The sequence below is a fragment of the Gluconobacter sp. DsW_056 genome (assembly GCF_002153595.1).
In the GTDB taxonomy this organism is placed as follows: domain Bacteria; phylum Pseudomonadota; class Alphaproteobacteria; order Acetobacterales; family Acetobacteraceae; genus Gluconobacter; species Gluconobacter albidus.
Window position 1 is genome coordinate 51,687 of sequence record NZ_JOPF01000003.1, and the last position, 21,794, is coordinate 73,480.

Annotated in this window: 16 protein-coding genes; 13 read left to right on the forward strand and 3 right to left on the reverse strand. The window is 62.2% G+C overall.

What is annotated here, in order from left to right:
- Window positions 1-41 precede the first annotated feature (41 nt).
- Window positions 42-2,417 carry a heavy metal translocating P-type ATPase gene (locus tag HK22_RS02255; RefSeq protein WP_086648200.1) on the forward strand — a complete coding sequence of 792 codons (2,376 nt, stop codon included), beginning with the start codon at window positions 42-44 and terminating at the stop codon, window positions 2,415-2,417.
- A gap of 16 nt (window positions 2,418-2,433) precedes the next feature.
- Here HK22_RS02255 and HK22_RS02260 read toward each other — a convergent pair whose 3' ends face one another.
- Both HK22_RS02260 and cysK read right to left on the reverse strand, forming a co-directional pair.
- Entirely contained in the window at window positions 2,434-3,102 is a 669-nt protein-coding gene (locus HK22_RS02260) for an alpha/beta hydrolase (protein WP_086648201.1), read from the reverse strand.
- A gap of 123 nt (window positions 3,103-3,225) precedes the next feature.
- Window positions 3,226-4,221: a cysteine synthase A gene (cysK, locus tag HK22_RS02265; protein ID WP_062029913.1), complete on the reverse strand. Its 996-nt coding sequence runs from the start codon at window positions 4,219-4,221 to the stop codon at window positions 3,226-3,228.
- Between the two features lie 322 nt (window positions 4,222-4,543).
- On the opposite strand from cysK, the gene HK22_RS02270 reads away from it, so the two are divergent.
- From HK22_RS02270 to HK22_RS02315, 10 genes are all read left to right on the forward strand, one after another.
- Entirely contained in the window at window positions 4,544-4,741 is a 198-nt protein-coding gene (locus HK22_RS02270) for a hypothetical protein (RefSeq protein ID WP_062029912.1), read from the forward strand.
- Between the two features lie 68 nt (window positions 4,742-4,809).
- Window positions 4,810-5,790: an ABC transporter permease gene (locus HK22_RS02275; protein WP_077802169.1), complete on the forward strand. Its 981-nt coding sequence runs from the start codon at window positions 4,810-4,812 to the stop codon at window positions 5,788-5,790.
- Window positions 5,790-6,773, forward strand: a complete 984-nt coding sequence (locus HK22_RS02280) for an ABC transporter permease (protein WP_086648202.1) — start codon at window positions 5,790-5,792, stop codon at window positions 6,771-6,773. The genes HK22_RS02275 and HK22_RS02280 overlap by 1 nt, the downstream gene beginning before the upstream one ends.
- On the forward strand, window positions 6,763-7,716 hold the full coding sequence (locus HK22_RS02285; protein ID WP_086648203.1) for an ABC transporter ATP-binding protein: 954 nt from the start codon (window positions 6,763-6,765) through the stop codon (window positions 7,714-7,716). Before HK22_RS02280 ends, HK22_RS02285 begins: the two co-directional genes overlap by 11 nt.
- Window positions 7,713-8,645: an ABC transporter ATP-binding protein gene (locus HK22_RS02290; RefSeq protein WP_086648204.1), complete on the forward strand. Its 933-nt coding sequence runs from the start codon at window positions 7,713-7,715 to the stop codon at window positions 8,643-8,645. Before HK22_RS02285 ends, HK22_RS02290 begins: the two co-directional genes overlap by 4 nt.
- 104 nt (window positions 8,646-8,749) lie before the next feature.
- Window positions 8,750-10,210: a xanthine dehydrogenase small subunit gene (gene xdhA, locus HK22_RS02295; RefSeq protein WP_086648205.1), complete on the forward strand. Its 1,461-nt coding sequence runs from the start codon at window positions 8,750-8,752 to the stop codon at window positions 10,208-10,210.
- Window positions 10,203-12,518: a xanthine dehydrogenase molybdopterin binding subunit gene (xdhB, locus tag HK22_RS02300; RefSeq protein ID WP_086648206.1), complete on the forward strand. Its 2,316-nt coding sequence runs from the start codon at window positions 10,203-10,205 to the stop codon at window positions 12,516-12,518. The genes xdhA and xdhB overlap by 8 nt, the downstream gene beginning before the upstream one ends.
- Window position 12,519: 1 nt before the next feature.
- Window positions 12,520-13,383, forward strand: a complete 864-nt coding sequence (gene xdhC, locus HK22_RS02305; protein WP_086648207.1) for a xanthine dehydrogenase accessory protein XdhC — start codon at window positions 12,520-12,522, stop codon at window positions 13,381-13,383.
- Window positions 13,384-13,487: 104 nt separating this feature from the next.
- Window positions 13,488-15,035, forward strand: a complete 1,548-nt coding sequence (locus tag HK22_RS02310) for a glucoamylase family protein (protein ID WP_086648277.1) — start codon at window positions 13,488-13,490, stop codon at window positions 15,033-15,035.
- An 82-nt stretch (window positions 15,036-15,117) separates the two neighbouring features.
- Window positions 15,118-15,303, forward strand: a complete 186-nt coding sequence (locus HK22_RS02315) for a YqaE/Pmp3 family membrane protein (protein WP_062029897.1) — start codon at window positions 15,118-15,120, stop codon at window positions 15,301-15,303.
- A gap of 70 nt (window positions 15,304-15,373) precedes the next feature.
- Here the strand turns inward: HK22_RS02315 and HK22_RS02320 are convergent, their stop codons facing one another.
- Entirely contained in the window at window positions 15,374-16,780 is a 1,407-nt protein-coding gene (locus HK22_RS02320) for a sugar porter family MFS transporter (protein ID WP_077802176.1), read from the reverse strand.
- 404 nt (window positions 16,781-17,184) lie between these two features.
- Here HK22_RS02320 and HK22_RS02325 point away from each other — a divergent pair, with 404 nt between their 5' ends.
- Both HK22_RS02325 and HK22_RS02330 read left to right on the forward strand, forming a co-directional pair.
- The gene (locus tag HK22_RS02325; protein WP_086648208.1) at window positions 17,185-20,838 is read left to right on the forward strand and encodes a PAS domain-containing protein; all 3,654 of its coding nucleotides are present in this window, start codon (window positions 17,185-17,187) and stop codon (window positions 20,836-20,838) included.
- Window positions 20,839-20,920: 82 nt separating this feature from the next.
- The gene (locus tag HK22_RS02330) at window positions 20,921-21,760 is read left to right on the forward strand and encodes an aldo/keto reductase (RefSeq protein ID WP_086648209.1); all 840 of its coding nucleotides are present in this window, start codon (window positions 20,921-20,923) and stop codon (window positions 21,758-21,760) included.
- The last annotated feature ends 34 nt before the right edge of the window (window positions 21,761-21,794 follow it).

Sequence of the window (21,794 nt, forward strand, 5' to 3'; positions counted from 1 at the left end):
AGCTTTCCTCCCGTCTCCCTAGCCGACAGGACCCTTTCCAGATGTCAGAAACGATCAGTTTCCCCGTCGGCGGCATGACCTGCGCCGCCTGTGCCGCGCGGATCGAAAAAGTCCTCAACCGTCAGGAGGGCGTCAGTGCGACCGTTAATTTCGCCTCCGAACGTGCGCAGGTCGCTTTTGAAAATGCCTCCTCCTCCATCGAGACTGTTGTGGCCGCCGTGCGCCGCGCGGGCTTTTCCGTGGACGAGCAGAGCCTTGACCTGTCGCTGTCGGGCATGACCTGTGCGGCCTGTGCGGCGCGGATCGAAAAGATCCTGAACCGTCAGCCTTCCGTGCAGGCTAGCGTCAATTTCGCGGCTGAGCGGGCGCATATCAATTATATTCCTGGCGTGGTCGAGCCGGCGTTTCTGATCGGGAAGATCGAGAAGGCCGGTTTTGGCGCAACAAGACTGGACGAGGGAACGCGCGAAGACCCGAAAGCCAAGCGCGAGGCCATCTGGAAGCGGGAGCGCAACCGGTTCATCCTGACGCTCGTCCTCTCCCTGCCGCTCTTTGCCGAGATGATCGGCATGTTCTTCGGGCGCATGATCGTACCGGTTCTGGTGCAGTTCCTGTTCGCCACGATCGTACAGTTCGTCTGCGGCGCGCATCTGTATCGCAGGGCCTGGAATGCGGTGCGAGGTGGCTCGGCCAACATGGATGTTCTGGTCGTGCTGGGGACGTCTATCGCCTGGCTGTTCAGTGCGGTTGTTGTGGTGTTCGGGCTGCATCAGCATGTCTATTTCGAAGCCAGTGCGTCCATCATCACGCTGATTTCGCTCGGCAAGCTCATGGAAACGCGGGCCAAGAACCGCACCAGCGCCGGGATCGAAAGCCTGCTTCAGCTTCAGCCGCAGATTGCGCATGTCGAGCGTGACGGCGTGATCGTGGACCGGGCTGTGGCGGACATGCATGTCGGCGATATTTTCGTCGTGCGTCCTGGTGAAAGTGTGCCGGTGGACGGAGAGGTCCTTGAAGGGGCGTCCGAAGTCAACGAGTCCATGCTGACGGGTGAGAGCGTGCCGGTTCTCAAGGAAGCCGGGCAGGACGTGTTTGGCGGGACGATGAACGCCAATGGGGCGCTGCGTGTCAGGGCCACGGGGGTTGGCGCGGATACCGCACTGGCGCGGATCGTGAAAATGGTCGAACAGGCGCAGGGCTCCAAGGCGAATGTGCAGCGTCTGGCCGATCGGGTTTCGGGTATTTTCGTCCCGGCCGTTATCGGGATTGCGGTGCTGACGTTCCTGATCGGCTGGGCTGTGACCGGATCTGCGGTCTGGAGTCTCGTTTCTGCCGTGTCCGTTCTGGTCATTGCTTGCCCGTGTTCGCTGGGTCTGGCCACGCCGACGGCCATCATGGTGGGGACGGGGCGTGGCGCACAATCCGGTATTCTGTTTCGCAATGCCGATGCGCTGGAGCGGGCCGAAAAGCTGAAGACCATTATTGTCGACAAGACCGGCACCCTGACCCTGGGGCGCCCGACTGTTGCGGCGGTTCATCCGGCAGCGGGTATTCCCGTGGATACGCTTCTGGGCGTTGCTTACGCCCTTGAGCACAATTCAGAGCACCCGCTGGCCCGGGCGATCGTGGACTATACGCAGAGCAATGGTGTCAGCGCGTCTGTAGCAGCAGAGGGTTTTGAAGCTGTTCCCGGCAAGGGCGTTATTGCCCGGATCGACGGGCAGGAAGCACGGCTGGGGTCTCCCGCTTTCATGCAGGACAGCGGGCTGGACCTGTCGTCCCTGCCGGTCGCCGCGCTGGAAAGCGAAGGCAATACCGTCATTGCCGTAGCGCGGGCCGGAGAGGTTCTGGGCATCATCGCGCTGGCGGATGAACTGCGGACCGATGCCGTGACGACCGTGCAGGCTCTGAAAGCGCGCGGCATTCGTGTTGTGATGCTGACGGGCGATAACGAACGCGCGGCTTCGGTCGTGGCGCGACAGGTCGGTGTGGATGAGTATCTGGCAGGCGTTCTGCCAGAGCACAAGGCCGAAGGCGTGGCGAAATACCGTGCTCAGGGCGATCTGGTGGGCATGGTGGGCGATGGCATCAACGATGCGCCTGCTTTGGCAGCGGCAGATGTCGGATTTGCCATCGGTGCCGGGTCTGCCGTGGCACTCGATACGGCGGATGTCGTGTTGATGAAAAGCGAAATGACCGGGGTTCTGGACGCAATTTCCCTGTCCAGCGCTACCCTGTCCAAGATCCGGCAGAACCTGTTCTTCGCCTTCATTTACAACATTCTGGGCCTGCCGTTGGCGGCATTCGGCATGTTGAATCCGATCGTGGCGGGGGCGGCCATGGCCATGAGTTCCGTCTCGGTGGTGAGCAATTCCCTGTTGCTCAACCGCTGGAAACCTTCCAGCCGTCAGGCCTGAGGGCGTCTGCTCCGGGTTACTGGACCCGGAGCGGCAGCCGCCTTCTGGCGAAATCGAGCATGGCTGTTGCGCCATGCTCCCACAGGCCCAGCGGTTCGCTGCTGCCGATATGGCCCGCAGCGCCGGCTTCCAGAAAATCCGACTGCCAGTGTCCGGCCAGTTCGCGCGCACGGGGCAGGGATAGCCAGGGATCGTTGCTGCTAGCCATAACGGCCGAGGCGGCGGGAAGGGGCGTTGTGGGCAGAGGGCCGAACGCACGGATCAGCGCGACATCCGGATGTGTCGTCTGGTCGATATCGGCCGGTGCCACCAGGAAAGCTCCGGCAACGCGCCGTCCGCCATGCCGTGTCAGCCATTTTGCGGTCAGCACGGCGCCGAGACTGTGAGCAATCAGGAAAGCCGGGCGTGCGGAGGCTTCGACAGCCTCCGTCAGGGCGGCTTCCCAGTCTGCGGGATCGGGTGTTTCCCAGTCTTTCTGCTGCAGGCGGCGCAGGCCGTAAGCCTGCTCCCAGTGTGACTGCCAGTGATCCGGGCCCGAGCCGAACAGGCCCGGCACCAGAAGCAGATCGACCTGCTGTCCGAGGGTGTGGAATGCTCTGGCGATGTTGGGCTGCGCCGTCCCGGGCAGGCCATGCGTGGCCCAGGCGGGATCGAAAGATGTGGGACGGCCGGAAAACAGGTTCATGACGTTATCTCCTCTCAGCCCTCCCGACTCTTCTTCAAGAGACCGGAACAGGATTCGAGTTTAATAACGAACATATATGGATATTAAATAAAATAACTTTATAAAAAAGTTATTTTATGACCCTCAGGACAGGCCGTCGAAAAGCTGCGTGGAGAGATACCGTTCCGCGAAGGACGGCACGATCGCCACGATCGTCTTGCCGCGGCTGGACGGCTTGCGGGCCAGTTCCATTCCGGCAAACAGGGCAGCGCCCGAGGATATGCCGATGGGGATGCCTTCAACCGCCGCACAGAGGCGCGCGGTGGCAACGGCTTCCTGTTCGGAGACTTCGAAAACGCCATCCAGCGCTTTGAGGTCCAGAGTATCGGGTTCAAATCCCGGCCCAATGCCCTGAATACCATGCGGGCCGGGTTCGTCTCCGTGCAGGATCGCGCTTTCGCGCGGTTCCACGCCGTAGATCTTGATGGATTTGCGATGTTTCTTCAGGCCGTGAGCAATGCCGGAGGCCGTGCCGCCCGTTCCCAGACCGGCGACGACCATATCGACCTTGCCTGCCGTATCTTCCCAGATTTCCTGAGCCGTCGTCTCTTCATGTACGGCGGGATTGGCGTCGTTTTCGAACTGACTCGGCATCCAGGCGTCGGGGAGGGTGCGGTTGAGCTGTTCGGCGCGTTCGATCGCACCGGCCATACCGCGGGCGGCGGCGGTCAGTTCGGTTTCCGCACCCATCAGGCGCAGCATCTTGCGACGTTCGGTCGACGCATTTTCCGGCATGGTCACGATCAGCCTGTAGCCAAGCGCCACGGCGGCAAAAGCCAGCGAAATACCGGTATTCCCCGATGTCGGCTCGATCAGAACCGTGCGACCCGGCGTGATCAGGCCGCGCGCTTCGGCGTCCCGCAGCATGGCCACACCGATGCGGTCCTTGACGGAACCGAGCGGGTTGAAGAATTCCAGCTTGAGGAGCAGGCGCCCGTTGAGATGCTCACGCTGGGTCAGGTGAGGCAGCGCGACCAGCGGAGTGCCTCCCACCGTTTCCAGGAAAGAATTGAAAACGCGTCCCCGGGGGGCTGCATAGCCCTCGAACGGGGCGGGGGACAACGGAACCTTCTTGCTCATGGTTCCCACTTAACATGGAAAACGGGGGGAAGGGCAGACGGTAAATGACGGGTCCTGTGACAACATATAAATAACTTAATTAAAACGTATTTATTGATATCACATCATGTTCATGCGTTATATGTTGACGCTGCCTGTCCGGGTGTCGTATCCGACATTCTGAAGTGACGTCCACAGCAACAGGGCCGGTCGGTCGATGATGTGTCGAATGTGTAGCTCGCAGCAATCGCGCTGCTTCGTTTCAGGTCCGGAGGCATTTGTCTCCGGCATGTCATAACGCCCGACACTGAATTGTCGGGCTCTTTCTTCAGGGTCCGGCATCATGCTTGGTTCAACCATCATCGAAATCAACGGAGTCTTTCTCGGCGCGGCCATTCTGGTCAGCAGCAGCGGGAAACGGCGCTTTTATGCTGCGCATGACAGCGTGCGCGCGCTCCATAATGAACTCCTTCCCGATCTGGGGACGCTCCAGCAGCGCATCCGTCTGCATGTGCGCAAACCGGCCCTCGATCTCGCCTGATTGCGAAGAGCCTCTTCTGTCCGGGTGGTTTCGTGCTGTAGAACAGGAAACAACGCAAACCGGAACGAATGGGAGCAGGCGTGGAAGGAAGTTACCGGCGGGTTGTCCGCGCTGTTCTGACGCGTCGTGACGGTGCTTTTGCGGCCCTGCTTCTGGCTTTCATCATTGTCGCCTGCCTGTCAGCCCCGCTTTACGCCACGCTGAACGGCGTTGATCCTTTCTCATCCGATATTGCTGGCACCACGACCCGTAACGGGCAGCGCGTCGATCTCATGCAGCCGAACGACAATCCGCTGCATCTGGGTCTTAGTCCGATCGGGCCGGGCTGGCGGCCGGGGCCTTATGTGCTGGGCGCGGATTCGCAGGGACGGGATGTGGCGGCGCGTGTGCTTTATGGCGGGCGCAATTCGCTCCTGATTGCGTCATCGTCCGCCTTGTTCTGTCTGTGTCTGGCGGCGTGTCTCGGGATCTGCGCCGGGTATTTCGGCGGCTGGATCGACCTGATCCTGTCGCGCATTCTGGACATGCTCTGGGCGATTCCGGTCTACCTGTTTGCAATTTCACTGTCCGTTGTCACGGTCGGACATGGCATCCGGCTTGGTTTCATCACCATCGGGGCGGATAATCTGCTGATTCCGATCGGGATTATTGCACTGGTTTATGTGCCCTATGCCGCCCGGCCTTTTCGGGCGCGGGCGCTGAGTTTGTCTCAGGCGGGGTTTGTAATGGCGGCGCGCGGGATGGGCGCGTCGGATTTCCGTATTCTATGGCGGGAGATTCTGCCGGGGCTGATGCCGACCGTGGCCGTACTCGCGCCTCTGGTGATGGCGTTGTGTATGCTCGCGGAATCCGCGCTGTCGTTTCTGTCGCTGGGTGTGCAGGCGCCGGCGGCGTCATGGGGGACGATCATTCAGGATGGCGAAGGGCTGCTCTATACGCGGCCTGTGGTGGCAATTGCTCCGGGTGTTGCGATCGTTCTGACCGTTCTGGCGCTGAATGTTCTGGGCAATGCACTGCGGGACCAGATTGATCCGAAAGGCGGTGTCTGATGATCTGGAGTTTTGCGTCCCGGACCGGGCAGATGCTGCTGGTCATTTTCGGGATTTCCGTTCTGGTGTTCGCGATTTTCTTTGCCACGCCGGGCGCGGATCCGACGGCGCGGATTGCCGGCCGCGGGGCCAGTCCGCAGGTCGTAGCGCGCATCCGGGCGGAGTATGGTTTCGACCGCCCGCTGCCGGCGCAGTATGTGACGATGATGCAGAAACTGTTTGTCAGTCGGGATCTGACGTCTTTCGTCAATCACGGTCAGCGCGTTGTGCCTGAAGTGTTGCAGGCGGCCCCGGTGACGCTTTCGCTTGTGCTGTGGGCCGCGTTTTTCTGGGTTAGCGGGTCACTGGTGTTCGGGATTGCTGCGGCTGTGCTGCGCGACAGCTGGGTGGACCGGCTCCTGATGGTTCTGGGGCTGATTGGCCTGTCTATGCCGGTGTTCTGGCTGGGCGAGGTCGTCAATCTCGTCACGCAGAGCCGCTGGCATGACACGTTTCTGTTCCGCTGGGTGCCGCCGCTCGGATATGTGCCGTTTTCGCAGAGCCCCTGGGGCTGGGCGAAGGCGCTGTTCCTGCCCTCTTTGACGCTGGCGGTGTGTTTTATCGGTCTGTATGCGCGGGTCCTGCGCTCCGAATTGCTGACGGCGATGGGCGAGGATTCCATCCGTACAGCGCGTGCCAAGGGGGCGGGGCCGGTTCGGGTGTGGCTGTGGCATGGCCTGCGGTTGTCCTGGCTGAGCTATGTGTCGCTGTTCGGGCTGGATTTCGCGCAGCTTCTGGGGGGCGGAGCGCTTCTGACGGAAGTCGTGTTCGCCATGCCGGGCGTGGGGCGGCTGACCTATCAGGCTCTTGCGACGCTCGATCTGCCGCTTATCATGGCGACGGTCATGTATGCCGCTGTTTTCGTCGTCATCGCCAATGCATTGGTGGACGGGCTTTATGCCCTGCTGGACCCGCGGATCAGGGAGGGACGGCATGGACGCTGAAGTTCTTCTGGAGCTGCATCACCTGCATCTGGAACTGCCGAACGGAACAGCGCTGCTGGAAGACGTGTCTCTAAGCGTGCGGCGCGGGGATGCGCTGGGCGTGGTGGGGGAGTCCGGGTCGGGGAAGAGCCTGACGGCGATGAGTGTCATGGGGCTGCTGCCGGGTCTGAAAGCTTCGGGGGCCATCCGTTTCGAGGGCTGCGAACTTCTGGGGATGAAGGATCGGGAGTGGCGGCGTCTGCGCGGTGCGGGCATGGCCATGATCTTTCAGGACCCGATGACGGCGTTCCTGCCCGTTCGCTCCATTGGTGCGCAGATTGATGAACAGATTCGCCTGCACGAGCGCCTCAGCCGCCGTGAGGCGCGAGCGCGGACCGTGGCTCTGCTGGGGCGGATGGGGGTGCCTGATCCGGAAGCCGCGGCGAAACGCTATCCGCACCAGCTTTCCGGCGGTCTGCGGCAACGCGCCATGATCGCGATGGCGCTGTCCTGTGATCCGGCGCTTCTGATCGCGGATGAGCCGACCACGGCCCTTGATGTCACGGTGCAGGCGCAGATCCTGACATTGTTGTGCGAAATCCGCGACAGCGGGGCCGGTGTGATGCTGATTACGCATGACATGGGCGTCGTGGCGCAGACGTGTACGCATGTGGCGGTCGTGTATTCCGGGCTTGTCGTGGAGCAGGGACCAGTCGCAGCGGTCATGGCGCGGCCGCTGCATCCTTATACGCAGGCGTTGCTGGAGGCGATCCCGCCGCTGGATGGACCGAGACCTGATGCGCTGCCCACCATTCCGGGGCGTCCGCCGGCTCCGGATTCGCGGCCGGAGGGCTGTGTTTTTGCGCCGCGCTGCCGCTTTGTGCAACCGGACTGTGCCGTGCGTCCTGCTTTGCGTGAACCGGAAGAAGGGCGGCGCGTGGCCTGCGTGCTGTACGACGCATGACCATTCTTCTTGAAGCGAAAAACCTCAGCAAACACTACCGTCTGTCACACGGGGAGACCCTGCGGGCCGTGAGCGATGTGTCGCTGGCCGTGCATCGCGGGGAGGCGCTTGCGCTGGTCGGGGAGTCCGGTTGTGGCAAGTCCACGTTGGGGCGGACGCTGATCGGGCTGGGGGCGCCGAGTTCGGGAGAGGTGTTCTTCGAAGGGGAGCGGATTTCCGGCCTGTCGGACCGATCGTTGCGCCGCTGGCGACCCCGGATGCAGATGGTGTTTCAGGACTCGTCCTCGACGTTCAATCCACGCCGGACCATTGGTGACACGCTGGCGGAGCCAATGCGGATCCATGGACGGACCGGCATTGCGGAGAGGATCGGGACGCTGCTGGAGCAGGTTGGTCTGTCGTCGTCCGTTCTGTCCCGGTATCCGCATGAATTTTCGGGTGGGCAGCGGCAGCGGCTGAACATTGCCCGCGCCTTGATGCTGGGGCCGGATCTTCTGGTCGCGGATGAGCCGACCTCTGCGCTCGACGTGTCGGTGCAGGCGCAGATCGTGAATCTGCTGCGGGAATTGCGCAATTCGCTGGGTGTGGCGTGTGTGTTCATCTCCCACGATCTGGCGGTCGTGCGGCAGATGGCGGACCGGATTGCCGTCATGTATCTGGGGAGGATTGTGGAGGAAGGGGATGTGCTGGCTGTTCTGGAAGCCCCGGCCCACCCTTACGCGCGGGCGTTGCTGAACGCGGTGCCACGCCCGGACCGGCCGTTGCCTCCGCCGCTTAAAGGTGACGTACCAAGCCCGATAAATCCGCCGCAGGGCTGTGCGTTTCATACGCGCTGTCCGCTGGCCCAGCCGCGATGCGCGCAGGAACGTCCGGAACTCCACAGGATCGCGGAAGGTCGGACAGTCGCCTGTCATTATCCCCTGCTCTAGAAAAGGCAACGCTTTGTTCCGATCTTGGATATAGACGGCAACGTCTGCCGTGGGGCACAGAAGTCTGCACGCCCCCTCTTGTTTTTTGCTCGAGATTCCGCCCGATGCGCCAGACTGTCCGTTTTTATCTGGGGGAAGACCTCTGCACGCTCAGGGATCTGTCCCCGACGCTCACCCTGCTGGACTGGCTGCGTGACTGTGGCCGGACCGGCACGAAGGAAGGCTGCAATGAAGGCGACTGTGGGGCGTGTACGGTGCTGGTCGTCCGGCTTGAAGACGGGCGGTTGAACTGGCGGGCGGTCAATGCCTGCATTCAGTTCGTCAGCATGCTGGACGGTGCACAGGTCTTTACGATCGAAGACTTGGGAACGGCCGATGCGCCGCATCCCGTGCAGACGGCTATGGTCGAGCAGCATGGCTCGCAGTGCGGGTTCTGCACGCCGGGTTTTGTCATGTCGATGGCGGCCTATCGAAAGACTGAAGGGGCCAAGGCGGACGATCAGGCCATTGATGACGCACTGGCCGGCAATCTGTGCCGCTGTACCGGATACGCTCCGATCGTGCGTGCCATGAAACAGGCGCTGGCGGCGGGGCCGGACCGTTTTGATGCGCAGGTGGAGGCGATTGCCGCGCGTCTGACGGCGTTGCAGGACGGAGAGAGCGTGCGGCTTGAAGGGCCGGAGGGTACGCTTAGCATTCCGGCGTCTGCGGATGATCTGGCGGAGATCCTGATGGCCGATCCGGAGGCGACGATTGTTGCAGGGGCCACGGATGTGGGGCTGTGGGTGACGAAGGGGATGCGTCGCCTGAAGCATGTCGTGCCGATCGGGCGGGTTCCGGAACTGCGCGGTCTGACCAGAACGCCCGAGGGGCTGCGGATTGGCGCTGCGGTGACGTATCAGGACGCGCGCCCGGCCATTGCGCAACTGCTGCCGGATGCGGGGGAAATGGTCCGTCGCCTCGGCTCCACGCAGGTGCGCAACAGCGCGACGGTTTGCGGGAATATCGCCAACGGTTCGCCGATCGGGGACGGGCCGCCGATGTTCATTGCGGCCAATGCGACGCTGCATCTGCGGCGCGGGACGGAGCGTCGGTCCATCGCGCTGGAAGATTATTTCATCGCTTACGGAAAGCAGGATCGGCAGCCCGGCGAGTTCGTGGAGGCCCTGACCATTCCTGAGCCCGCGCCGGGTGCACAGTTTCGCGCCTACAAGATTTCCAAGCGCTTCGATCAGGACATTTCCGCCGTTCTGGGCGCTTTCATGATCGAGACGGACGATCAGGGCCGGATCACTGTGGTCAGGCTGGCCTATGGCGGCATGGCCGCGACCCCGAAGCGGGCATCGGGTGCGGAAGCTGCACTGATTGGGCGGGTCTGGGATCAGGACGCGCTGGAGGCGGCACGATCGGCGATTCTGGAAGATTTCGCCCCGCTGACCGATATGCGGGCGAGTGCCTGGTATCGGCAGACCGTGGCCGCCAATCTGCTGACGCGGTTTTTTGAAGAAACGACGGGCTGCGGTCAGGCGCGTCTCGCCCGGACGGGAGGGCTGGCGCATGTCTGATCTCGTTCCGGGGGCCGCTTCGACCAGCATGAAGCATGAAAGCGCGCTGCTGCATGTGACGGGGCAGGCAGCGTATATTGATGACCTGCCTGAACCACGCGGCACGCTGCATCTCGTGCCGGGGCTGAGCACGAAGGCTCATGCGCGGATCGTGTCGATGGATCTGGATGCCGTTCGCGCCGCGCCGGGTGTCGTGTGTGTGCTGACGGCGGATGATGTGCCGGGCGAGAACCAGATCAGTCCGGTTCACCGGGAAGACGAACCGCTTCTGGCGACGGATCATGTCCATTTCTGGGGGCAGACGATGTTCGCCGTGGTGGCGACCTCGCGGCAGGCGGCGCGTCAGGCCGTGCGTCTGGCGAAAATTGAATACGAAGAAAAGCCCGCGATCCTGAACATCGCGCAGGCGCGGGAGAATGGCAGCCCGATGGTCTGGCGCTCCCTGACCCTGCAGCGGGGGGATGTGGAGCGTGGTCTGAAAGCCGCGCCGCGCCGTCTGTCGGGGCAGATCGAGATTGGCGGGCAGGAGCATTTCTATCTGGAAGGGCAGGCCGCGGTCGCCCAGCCTGGAGAGGCCGGGGAAATGCGGGTCTGGTCCTCCACGCAGCATCCGTCCGAGACGCAGCATCTGGTGGCGGCCGTGTTGGGGCGGCCGCATCATCTGGTCACGACGGAAGTGCGGCGCATGGGTGGTGCGTTCGGCGGTAAGGAGACGCAGGCCAATGCATGGGCCTGTCTGGCCGCCATCGCTGCTGACCGAACCGGGCAGGCGGTCAAGGCGCGTCTGGACCGCGATGATGACATGATGGCGACCGGAAAGCGGCATGATTTTCTGATCGACTATGACGTCGGCTTCACCGATGAGGGCGATATTCTGGCCGTGGACATGATTCTGGCGGCGCGGTGCGGCTGGGCGGCGGATCTGTCCGGGCCAGTGACGGACCGGGCCCTGTTTCATGCCGACAATGCCTATTTCTATCCCGATGTGCGTCTGAAATCCGAGCCTTTGCGGACCAACACCCAGTCCAACACCGCCTATCGCGGTTTTGGCGGGCCGCAGGGCATTGTCGCGGCGGAACGGGTGATCGAGGAAGTAGCGTTTGCGACCGGACTTGATCCCGTGGCGGTCCGGCTGCGGAATGTTTATGGGACCGGGACGCGTAATCTTACGCCGTATCATATGACAGTCGAGGACTCGATTACGGCCGAGATCCTGACAAAGCTGGTCGCGCGCTGTGATTATCAGGCGCGCAAGGCCGAAATCCGGGCGTTCAACCGCACCAGCCGCATCATCCGTCGCGGCATTGCGCTGACGCCGGTGAAGTTCGGCATTTCCTTTACCGCCACGCATTACAATCAGGCCGGCGCGCTGGTGCATGTCTATACGGACGGCTCGGTTCAGGTGAACCACGGCGGGACGGAAATGGGGCAGGGGCTGCACACCAAGATGGTGCAGATCGTCCTGCGCGAATTCGGCCTGACGGCAGACCGCGTCCGCATCACGGCGACGACGACCGGGAAGGTTCCGAATACGTCCGCCACGGCGGCATCTTCGGGGGCGGATTTGAACGGCATGGCGGTGCTGGATGCGGTGCGCAAGATCAAGAATAGGATGATCGTCTTTGCCGCTGAGAAGTGGGACATGGCGGCCGAAGACATCCATTTCGGGCCCGATGGCGTGCATGTCGGCGCGGAGGTCATGACCTTTCAGCAGCTTGCCTGGCAGGCCTATTTCGCGCGGGTGTCGCTGTCTTCGAACGGGTTTTACAAGACGCCGAAGATTTCCTGGAATCCTGAGACCGGGCGCGGGCGGCCGTTTTTCTATTTCGCCTATGGCGCGGCCTGTGCGGAAGTGTCGGTCGATCTGCTGACGGGCGAGCACAGCATTGACCGCGTGGATATCCTGCATGATGCCGGGCAGTCCCTGAATCCGGACATTGATATCGGGCAGATCGAGGGCGGGTTCGTGCAGGGGGCTGGCTGGCTCACGACGGAGGAACTGGTCTGGGACGGAGGCGGGCGTCTGCGGACCCATGCGCCCAGCACCTATAAGATCCCGGCCTGTTCCGACCGGCCGCGGATTTTCAATGTGGAATTGCTGGAGAACGCGCCCAACCGGGAGGAGACTATTTTCCGTTCCAAGGCCGTTGGAGAGCCGCCCTTTGTGCATGGGGTTGCGGTTTTGCAGGCTATTTCAGATGCGATCGCCAGTCTGGACGACTACCGGATCTGTCCGAAGCTTGATGCACCGGCCACGCCTGAGCGGGTTCTGAAAACCCTCATGGCGCTGCGGGAACAGGCTGGCTGACATGCTGGCGGATGTTATGCGCTGGCGGCGGGACGGGCAGGAGATTGTGCGCCTGACCGTCATCCGCGCCCGGGGCTCGACGCCCAGGGAAGAGGGGGCGTTCATGCTCCTGACCCGAACCGAACAGACCGGCACGATCGGCGGCGGGCGTCTGGAATGGGATTGCATGGCGGAGGGGCGGGCGCTCCTCGCTTCTGGCGGGGTACCGGTCGAGCGCCATATTCCGCTGGGTCCGGCCATCAACCAGTGCTGCGGCGGCGCTGTGACGATCCGCATCGCGCGCGTGGAGGATGCCGAAGCCCTTGAGGCGGAAATTTGCGCGGAGCGGGAGAAACTGCCGCAACTGCTGCTGTTTGGTGCGGGGCATGTCGGACGGGCGTTGGCACGCGCGCTGGCACTTCTGCCGCTGCGGCTGGTCTGGGTGGATACGCGTGAAGAAGAGTTCGGCATCGTGCCATCCGGGGTGGAGGTGCATGTCACGGACCGCTGGGAAGGGCTGCTGCAAGCAGCACCTGCCGGATCGGGGGTTCTGGTTCTGACCCAGAGCCACACGCTGGATGCGCTCATCACGGGGGCGGCGCTGGAGCGGGGCGACCTGCGCTATGTCGGGATGATCGGGTCGCGCACCAAGCGCAAACGGTTCGAGAGTGCGTTCCGCCAGATCGACATTCCGCAGGAGCAGATCGACCGTCTGGTCTGTCCGATCGGGGATTTCGGGGTGCGGGACAAGCGCCCGGAGGTGATCGCTACATTCGTGACGGCTGAAGTCGCTGCCCGTATGCTGTGCGGGGCAGATTCGCCTCAGGTTTCGGAGAGTGTCATTTCAGATACCAATAATGTTACATCTCCCGCGATCCTGTCGTGAGGCTTTACGGAACAAGGGCGGAGTTTCCTCACTTTTCAGGTATCACTAAAAGTTGATGTAACGGTGGGTGCGTCGTGGGCGGTCCTTCTGCTTATCCTCCCCGCATGAGCATGCAGAACCGGACGCAGCGGACTTCCGAAGTCCCGTTTTTCTCTCCAGCCGCCCCGACAGGGCAGAGGTGGAAATCCCGGATTTCCCGTTTCTGTCAGGCAGGATTTGCACTGGGTGCATTGAGCCTGACGCTTCAGACCGCTCAGGCGGCCCCGACGGCCAGTACGGCGCTTTCACCAGCGCTTCAGCCCGCAAACCTTCCGGCTGCAGATGCCGCTTTTGTGGACGATCTGGAAAAGCGCACGTTCAACTGGTTCTGGGAAACCGCCAATCCGAAGAACGGCCTGGTGCCGGACCGTGCACCGCTGCCCAATGGGGCTGCCAGCATTGCCAGCGTCGGCTTCGGGCTGACGGCTTACGGCATTGGTGTGGAGCGTAACTACATCACGCGTCAGCAGGCCGTGGACCGGACGCTGACGACGCTTCGCTTTCTGGCCAGCCTGCCGCAGAACGATCATGTGGCGGGGGCTGCGGGTTACAAGGGTTTCTTCTACCACTTCCTCGACCCCAATACCGGTCTGCGGGTTGCGGACTGGTCCGAACTCTCCAGTATCGACACCGCGCTGCTGATGGGGGGCGTGCTGTTCTCGCAGTCCTATTTCGATCGCGACACGCCGCAGGAGAAGGAAATCCGCGACATTGCGGATCATCTGTATCGCCGGATCGACTGGACGTGGATGAAGGCGCATGGCCCCTGGCTCAGCATGGGCTGGATGCCGCCGCGCACGTTCCTGCCCAGCGACTGGAAAGGCTATAACGAAGGCCTCATCATTTATCTTCAGGCGCTGGGTTCGCCCACGCATCCGCTTCCGGCCGAGACATGGAAGGCCTGGACTGCGACCTATGAAGGGCAGTGGGGCGATTTTCAGGGTCACAAGATGCTGAATTTCGCGCCGATGTTCGGCCATCAGTACAGTGAATCCTGGATCGACTTCCGGGGCGTTCAGGATGCCTGGGACCGCGCGCATAACGTCGATTATTTCCAGAACGGCCGTGAAGCGGCCTATGCCCAGCGCGCCTATGCGCAGGCCAATCCGGGCGACTGGAAAGATTATGGCCCCAATATCTGGGGGCTGACGGCCTGTGACGGTCCGGGGGATGCGCAGCAGATCTATGACGGCAAGAAGCGCCATTATCTGGCCTACAGCGCGCGTGGCGCGGGGCGGGATTACATCTTGGATGATGGCACGATCGCGCCGACGGCCGTGGGTGGGTCCATTGCCTTTGCGCCTGAAATCGCTCTGCCGGCGCTCAAGGAAATGCGTTCCCGCTACGGGGACCGGATCTACAATAAATATGGCTTCCTTGACGCCTTCAACCCGTCCTTCGCCGATCAGAAATCCTACTGGGTGGATGGGCAGCAGCTCGGGATTGATCAGGGGCCGATTCTGCTGATGCTGGAGAACTGGCGTAGCGGGCTGGTCTGGAACACCATGAAGAAAAATCCCTATCTGCGGGCCGGTCTGGAACGTGCGGGATTTGAAGGCGGGTGGATGCATACCAAGACGGCATCTTCCAAACCGGTCGGAGCTTCTCTCTGAGCCTTTGACGGATCCGGAGTTGCATCTGGTGCGTTTCTCACCGATCACTGATGATACAGTCTCTTTGTGAAAGGAGCGCACCATGCGTCTCATTCTTGCCCTGCTTCTGCCCTGGCTTCAGTTCTTCACCATCGGCCGTCCGTTTGCCGGTCTGGTGTGCCTGCTGCTGCAGGTAACGATTATTGGCTGGATTCCGGCTGCCATCTGGTCGGTCTATGCGCTGAGCCAGTACAAGACCGATCGCAAGATCGCCTCATCCCGGGGCTAAGGCTTCGAATGTAAAAAAGGCCCCCGTTCCAGCCGGAACGGGGGCCTTTTTTATGTCGTGAGTGCGGAGTTCAGCGGCCGATATCGCGCAGCTTGATACCCTGGTTGAGACGGATCTCGATGGACTCAAGGGAGACGCCCTTGGTCTCGGGGACGAAGAACAGCACCATGAAAATGAACAGTGCATTCAGCCCCGCATAGAGCCAGAAGGTGTTGGCCGAGCCCAGCGAGCTCAGCAGCCCCAGGAAGGTCGCGCCGACGACCATGTTCGTGATCCAGTTCGTAACTGTTGAGCAGGTGATGCCGAAGTCGCGTCCCTGAAGCGGCATCACTTCCGAGCACAGCACCCAGACCAGCGGTCCAGCCGAGAAGGCGAAACCTGCGATGAAGCACAGCAGGACCGCAACGGCGAGATAATGCGACAGGTCCGAGCTGCCGAGGCCGCCTGACATGATGGCGGCGAGCATGGCCAGTCCTGTGGCCATGATGGCGAACCCTGTGATCAGCATCTGGCGACGGCCCCAGCTGTCTGCGAAGGCGATCGCGATGAAAGTCGCAAGCCAGTTGACCACGCCGACGATTGCCGTGCCCCACATCTGCCCGCTGGAGCCGAAGCCGACTTCCTGAAAAATGCGCGGGGCGTAGTACATCACGACGTTGATGCCCGTGAGCTGCTGCGCGATCTGAAGGCAGATGCCCAGCATGACGGCGCGGCGGAAATTCGGGTTCTCGAGGAACATGGCCAGACCGCGCTGGCGGTCATGGATCTGTCCCTGGATGTCGCGGATTTCCTGATGGGCGTGTTCGGGGTCGTGGCGCAGCTCCTTCATGATGGACAGGGCTTCTTCATGACGGCCCCGCAGCATCAGCCAGCGCGGGCTGTCGGGCAGGAAGAACGAGCCGATCAGGAAGAATATGCCCGGAATGGCCATGATCCCGAGCATCCAGCGCCATGAGCCACTGTAGGACAGGATGGCATTGGACACGAAGGCAAGAAGGATGCCGAACGTGATCATGAGCTGGTACATCGAGACGAGGCTTCCGCGGCGGCTCTCGTCCGAGACTTCGGAGATGTAGAGCGGTGCCACGAAGCTTCCGATGCCGATGGCCAGTCCAAGCATCGCGCGTCCGATGATCAGTTCGGAGACGGAGGAGGCCAGCGCACAGACCAGACCGCCTGCTACGAACAGGAACGCGCTGAAGATCAGCGCGCGGCGGCGTCCGAATGCGTAGGACATGCGTCCCGCGCCCAACGCACCCAGAGCCGCGCCGAACATCATGGAAGACACGATCCAGGACTGTTCGAAATCGGATGCGTGGAATTCGTCGCGGATGAAGCCGAGCGCACCGGAAATGACGCCTACGTCCAGCCCGAACATCAGGCCGGCGATCGCGGCCAGAATGACGGCGAACATCATGCGGCCGACCATCGGTGGTCTGGTGGCGGTGGCGGAAGAAGTGAGCACTGTGTCGCTCATGACGGGGAAACTCCGGCGACCCGCAGGGCAGGCCTGTCAGGAAAAAGCAGAAAAAAACCGGATCAGGCCAGCCTGTACCGGGAGGTGAGGGAGAGGGCTATTCTGTGACAGGCACTATGATTCGCCATCTTTAGCCCTAAACTATAACATGGAATTGGGAAAATATTCAAAATCATATGTGATAATTTTCCGGATTTTCTCTGCGGGTGCAGTTGCGCCACAGTTTTCTCCCGTCCCGTGTTTTTCGGCAAGCCCCGCGCTGCAGCATCGGACCGGCTGTTCTGCCTCCTGCCCGATGCCCGAGATGAGGCGTGACAGGATACGGGAAATGGCGGATCTGTTATGGCGTGATACAGTTCCGGCAGGAGACGTGTCCGGACGGGCAGGGCTGAGGGAGAGGGCTGATGGATCTCGTGCAGGAGACGGACAGGGAAACGGAAGCACAGATGCTGCATCCTTCTCCCTCCGGCGGTCGTGCCTCCATTCTGTGCGTTCATCTTCTGGCTCTTGCCGCGGCGGAAGGCGGGGGGGAGGCTGCCCTTCTGGTTCGGGACACGCAGGGTGTGCGCGTGCTGGGTGGGGGAGGGAGTGCGATTGCTGCCGAGGGCGCGGCCTGTCTTATGGATGGTCAGTCCCTTGGTGTGTGTACGGTATGTCTGCTGTCCGTGCGGTCCGGTGCCGTGGAGGTCTGGCTGTGTGTGCGGCAGAATGCTCCGGCGCTGGAGCATGTCCGGGCCTTGTGTGCGTTGCAGGTGGACGACCTGCTGCGCGAACATGCGGCTCCTCCGACACCAGAGGAACACGCTACCCTTGAACATGCGACTGTGGAGCGGATGCAGCTCCGGATGCAGCGCGTAGCGGATACGGCGGATGTCGCGTTCTATCGCTGCGATTTTGCGATGCGAATGGTGACGGGAGATGCCCGGTTCGCCGGGCTGTGGGGGTTGGCGCCCGAGCGGCTGGCGGTGGGTGTTCCCATCGACGAACTGCTGGAGTTTCTGCATCCGGATGACCGGTTCATCTATGATGACAGCATTGAGGACGAACTGCGGGACGAGGGGGGGTACGAGCTTCGTTTCCGTATTCTGGTGCCCTCACGCTTTTCGTACCAGTCTGCGCATCCGTCTGCGGCGGAGTACGCTCCGCAGGACACCCCCATGCTCCGGCATGTGCTGCTGCGTGGCTGGCGAGAAGACGAGAGCCGACCTGACGGGCGCCGGAGTGTCGGGCTCGCGATGGATGTCTCTTCCGCGTCGCTGACGGCAGAAGCCCTGAGATCCAGCGAATCCTTTACACGGCTGCTGCTGTCGAGCCTGCCGGACTGCATCCATATTCTCGACTGTGACGGCTGTATCCGCTTCGTCAACGAAGGGGGCGTCCGCTCCATGGAAATGGACAGCCCGATCATCATGCACGGCTTGCCCTGGGTGGATCTGTGGCGCGGGCAGCCGCGACGGCGGGCGGCTCTGGCGGTGCAGAGCGCCCTTGAAGGCGAGACGGCGCGGTTTCAGGGTTATGCCATGACCATGAAAGGCGCGCGCCGTTTCTGGGACGTGGTGGTCACGCCCGTGCTCGGTGAGGACGGGGATGTGCAGCGCCTGCTGGCGATCGGGCGCGACCTGACGGATGCCAACCAGTCTGCCGAGCGGCTCCAGCTTGCGCTCGATGCGGGCGCGATTGCCGGGACATGGATGTGGGACGACAGTACGTCGCGGATGATGGGCGATGCCAGGCTGGCTCTGACGCTGGGACTGGACCCGGCCTGTCTGCGTGAAGGCGTCATGCCCAACATCATTTACGACGCCGTGGACTCGAGGGACAGGTTCGCGGTGGTGCAGGCTGTCACGGCGGCGACGCGGCGCGGTGGAAAATGCCGTTTCGAGTTCCGGGCGGAGACGCCGGAAGGGCAGCGCTGGTTCGAGGGGAACGGGCGCTGCGATCTGGGGGATGAGGGGCGTGTGGCGCGCTTTCCCGGGATTGTTTTCGATATCGACCGGAGCAAGCGGCAGGCTTTGCGGCAGGCTGCGCTCGTTGAGCTTGGGGACCAGCTCCGCGCCCTCGACGATACCATCATGATGGAAGAAGTCGCGGCCCGGATCATCTGCCGGGAGCTGAATGCCAGCGGCGCGGGTTACGGGATGGTCAATGACGACGGAACCGGTATGACCGTCGGCGGCATTGCCGAAGCGGGACGCCCGCTTGTGGGTGTACGGATGTTTGCCGATTACGGGGAATTCCGGTCACCTCTGGGGCGGGGTGAGCCGGTTGCCATTACCGATGTCCATACGGATACCCTGACGGCGGGGTCCGGGGCGCGGTATACGGCCGAGGGGATCGTCGCGTTTCTTGCCATTCCGATTTTCAAGTTCGGGCGCTTTGTGGGGCTGATGTTCGTCTGTCATGACGTGCCGCATGTCTGGACGGATGAGGAAATCGTCTTCACGCGTGCGGTGGCGGACCGCACCCATGCGTCCATGCGTCAGGCCCGGACCCAGCAGCAGATCCGGGACCTCAATGTCATGCTTGAAGAGCGGATCCTGCAACGGACCCGCGAGCGCGACCGGCTGTGGAATATTGCAAAGGACCTGTTCGTCATCATCGACCGTCACGGCTATTACGTCGCGGTCAGCCCGAGCTGGGAAGAAATGCAGGGCTACAGGATGGACGAGCTGGCCGGGCTGCGGCTGGATGCGCTGTGTCATCCTGATGACAAGCGGACCGTCCGGGATACGTTTGCACGTCTTATGGAGGGCACGCCCTGGCCGGCAGCGGGTCTGGATGTGCGGATGCGGCGGCACGACGGGACCTGGCGGACCTATAACTGGAGCTGCAACGATGAAGGTGATGCGATCTATGCAATCGGACGCGATCTGACCAGACGCAACGAACTTGAGGAACAGCTCCGTCAGGCCCAGAAGATGGAGGCGGTCGGCCAGCTGACGGGCGGTCTGGCGCATGATTTCAACAATCTGCTGGCCGGGATTGGCGGAGGGCTGGAACTTCTGGGGCTGCGGATCGCGCAGGGCCGGACGGAGGGTCTGGGGCGGTACATCACGGCCTCGCAGGAGGCGGTCCGTCGGGCGGCTTCGCTGACGCACCGTCTGCTGGCCTTCTCGCGGCGGCAGACCCTCGATCCGAGCCCCACGGACATGAACGTGCTGGTGCGGGGGCTCGAGAGCCTGCTGCGCGGGACGGTCGGACCAGGCATAGACCTTGTTCTGGATCTCCAGCCGGATCTGTGGCGGACGCGGGTGGACGCCAATCAGCTCGAAAACGCGATCCTCAATCTGTGCATCAATGCCCGTGACGCCATGCATGATCAGGGGAGCACGCTGCTGCTGAAGAGTGCCAACTGGATTCTGGGGGATGCGGGTTCCGTTGAAACGGCGATCCCGCCGGGCGATTATGTGGTCCTGACGGTGCAGGACGAAGGCTGTGGCATGCCCCCCGAGATTGTGCAGCGGGCCTTTGATCCGTTTTTCACGACCAAGCCGCAGGGCGCGGGAACCGGGCTGGGACTGAGCATGATTTACGGCTTTACCCAGCAGTCGGGTGGGAAGGTGGAAATCCGTTCTGCTCCGGGACACGGGACCGCCGTATCGCTCTGGCTGCCGCGCTATGAAGGACGGGAGACCCTGCGCCCCGAGCCGCCTCCGTTGCCCTCGGCGCCGCAGCCCCGCCTTCTGGAGGGGCTTCGCGTTCTCGTCGTGGATGACGAGGAGGCGGTGCGGATGATCGTGACGGATATGGTGGCGGATCTGGGGGGTATCGTTCAGGGCGCCTGCGACGGCCCGTCAGCGAAGGCACTCGTGGCGGAGGGCGCGCCGCCTTCGCTTCTCATCAGCGATATCGGGATGCCCGGTGGCATGAACGGGCGCGAACTGGGCGAGCAGATGCTGACGCGCTGGCCGTCGCTCAAAGTGCTGTTCATCACAGGGTATGCCGAGCAGAACATTCTGGGAAATCAGGCTCTTGCACCCGGATGTGCGCTTCTGGTCAAGCCCTTCACGGTCGAGACATTCAACCGCAAGCTGGCCCTTCTGCTCAACGGAGACTGAACCGTCCGTCCGGAGCCTGCGTTGAAAAGCCAGCACCCCACGCGCTGATGATTTTTTCTTCAAGTTCTGCAAGGAGGCAGACATGTCGTCACAGGTTCCATCCGCCGACGCCCAGACGGTGATTTCCTTTCATGATGGCAATACCATGCCGCAGATCGGTCTGGGCGTCTGGCAGACGCCTCCGGACGAGACCGCTGATATTGTTCGGGAAGCTGTAAAACTCGGGTATCGCTCCGTTGATACGGCGCGGCTTTACAAGAATGAAGCCGGGGTCGGCGAAGGTCTGGAAGATCATCCGGAAATCTTCCTCACGACCAAGGTGTGGAATGATGAGCAGGGTTACGACAATACGCTGCGTGCCTATGAGGAGAGCGCGCGTCTGCTGCGTCGTCCAGTGCTGGACCTGTATCTGATCCACTGGCCGATGCCGGATCAGGGGCAGTATGTCGAGACGTGGAAGGCCCTGGTCGAGCTGAAAAAATCCGGCCGCGTGAAGTCCATCGGTGTGTCCAATTTCGAGCCGGAGCATCTGGAGCAGATCATGGATGCGACGGGTGTAGTGCCGGTCGTCAACCAGATCGAATTGCATCCCGATTTCCAGCAGCGCGCCCTGCGGGAATTCCACGAAAAGCATAACATCCGCACCGAGGCCTGGCGTCCGCTGGGCAAGGGACGTGTGCTGAGCGATGAGCGGATCGGGAAGATCGCTGAAAAGCACGACCGCACTCCGGCTCAGGTCGTGATCCGCTGGCATCTTCAGAACGGACTGATCGTGATTCCCAAGTCCGTCAATCCGAAGCGTCTGGCGGAAAATCTGGATGTGTTTGGCTTCGTGCTGGATGCGGACGACATGCAGGCCATCGGGGGGATGGATCGTGCGGATGGCCGGATGGGGGCAGACCCGAAAACGGCTAAATTCTGAGAAATATTCCTCTTTAGCAACATTAAGTAAAAAA

What these genes read in the sequence shown, in the direction of transcription:
- HK22_RS02255 (WP_086648200.1), top strand. Translation starts at nt 42, where the DNA reads ATGTCAGAAACGATCAGTTTCCCCGTCGGCGGCATGACCTGCGCCGCC.
- HK22_RS02260 (WP_086648201.1), bottom strand. Translation starts at nt 3,102, where the DNA reads ATGAACCTGTTTTCCGGCCGTCCCACATCTTTCGATCCCGCCTGGGCC.
- cysK (WP_062029913.1), bottom strand. Translation starts at nt 4,221, where the DNA reads ATGAGCAAGAAGGTTCCGTTGTCCCCCGCCCCGTTCGAGGGCTATGCA.
- HK22_RS02270 (WP_062029912.1), top strand. Translation starts at nt 4,544, where the DNA reads ATGCTTGGTTCAACCATCATCGAAATCAACGGAGTCTTTCTCGGCGCG.
- HK22_RS02275 (WP_077802169.1), top strand. Translation starts at nt 4,810, where the DNA reads ATGGGAGCAGGCGTGGAAGGAAGTTACCGGCGGGTTGTCCGCGCTGTT.
- HK22_RS02280 (WP_086648202.1), top strand. Translation starts at nt 5,790, where the DNA reads ATGATCTGGAGTTTTGCGTCCCGGACCGGGCAGATGCTGCTGGTCATT.
- HK22_RS02285 (WP_086648203.1), top strand. Translation starts at nt 6,763, where the DNA reads ATGGACGCTGAAGTTCTTCTGGAGCTGCATCACCTGCATCTGGAACTG.
- HK22_RS02290 (WP_086648204.1), top strand. Translation starts at nt 7,713, where the DNA reads ATGACCATTCTTCTTGAAGCGAAAAACCTCAGCAAACACTACCGTCTG.
- xdhA (WP_086648205.1), top strand. Translation starts at nt 8,750, where the DNA reads ATGCGCCAGACTGTCCGTTTTTATCTGGGGGAAGACCTCTGCACGCTC.
- xdhB (WP_086648206.1), top strand. Translation starts at nt 10,203, where the DNA reads ATGTCTGATCTCGTTCCGGGGGCCGCTTCGACCAGCATGAAGCATGAA.
- xdhC (WP_086648207.1), top strand. Translation starts at nt 12,520, where the DNA reads ATGCTGGCGGATGTTATGCGCTGGCGGCGGGACGGGCAGGAGATTGTG.
- HK22_RS02310 (WP_086648277.1), top strand. Translation starts at nt 13,488, where the DNA reads ATGAGCATGCAGAACCGGACGCAGCGGACTTCCGAAGTCCCGTTTTTC.
- HK22_RS02315 (WP_062029897.1), top strand. Translation starts at nt 15,118, where the DNA reads ATGCGTCTCATTCTTGCCCTGCTTCTGCCCTGGCTTCAGTTCTTCACC.
- HK22_RS02320 (WP_077802176.1), bottom strand. Translation starts at nt 16,780, where the DNA reads ATGAGCGACACAGTGCTCACTTCTTCCGCCACCGCCACCAGACCACCG.
- HK22_RS02325 (WP_086648208.1), top strand. Translation starts at nt 17,185, where the DNA reads ATGGATCTCGTGCAGGAGACGGACAGGGAAACGGAAGCACAGATGCTG.
- HK22_RS02330 (WP_086648209.1), top strand. Translation starts at nt 20,921, where the DNA reads ATGTCGTCACAGGTTCCATCCGCCGACGCCCAGACGGTGATTTCCTTT.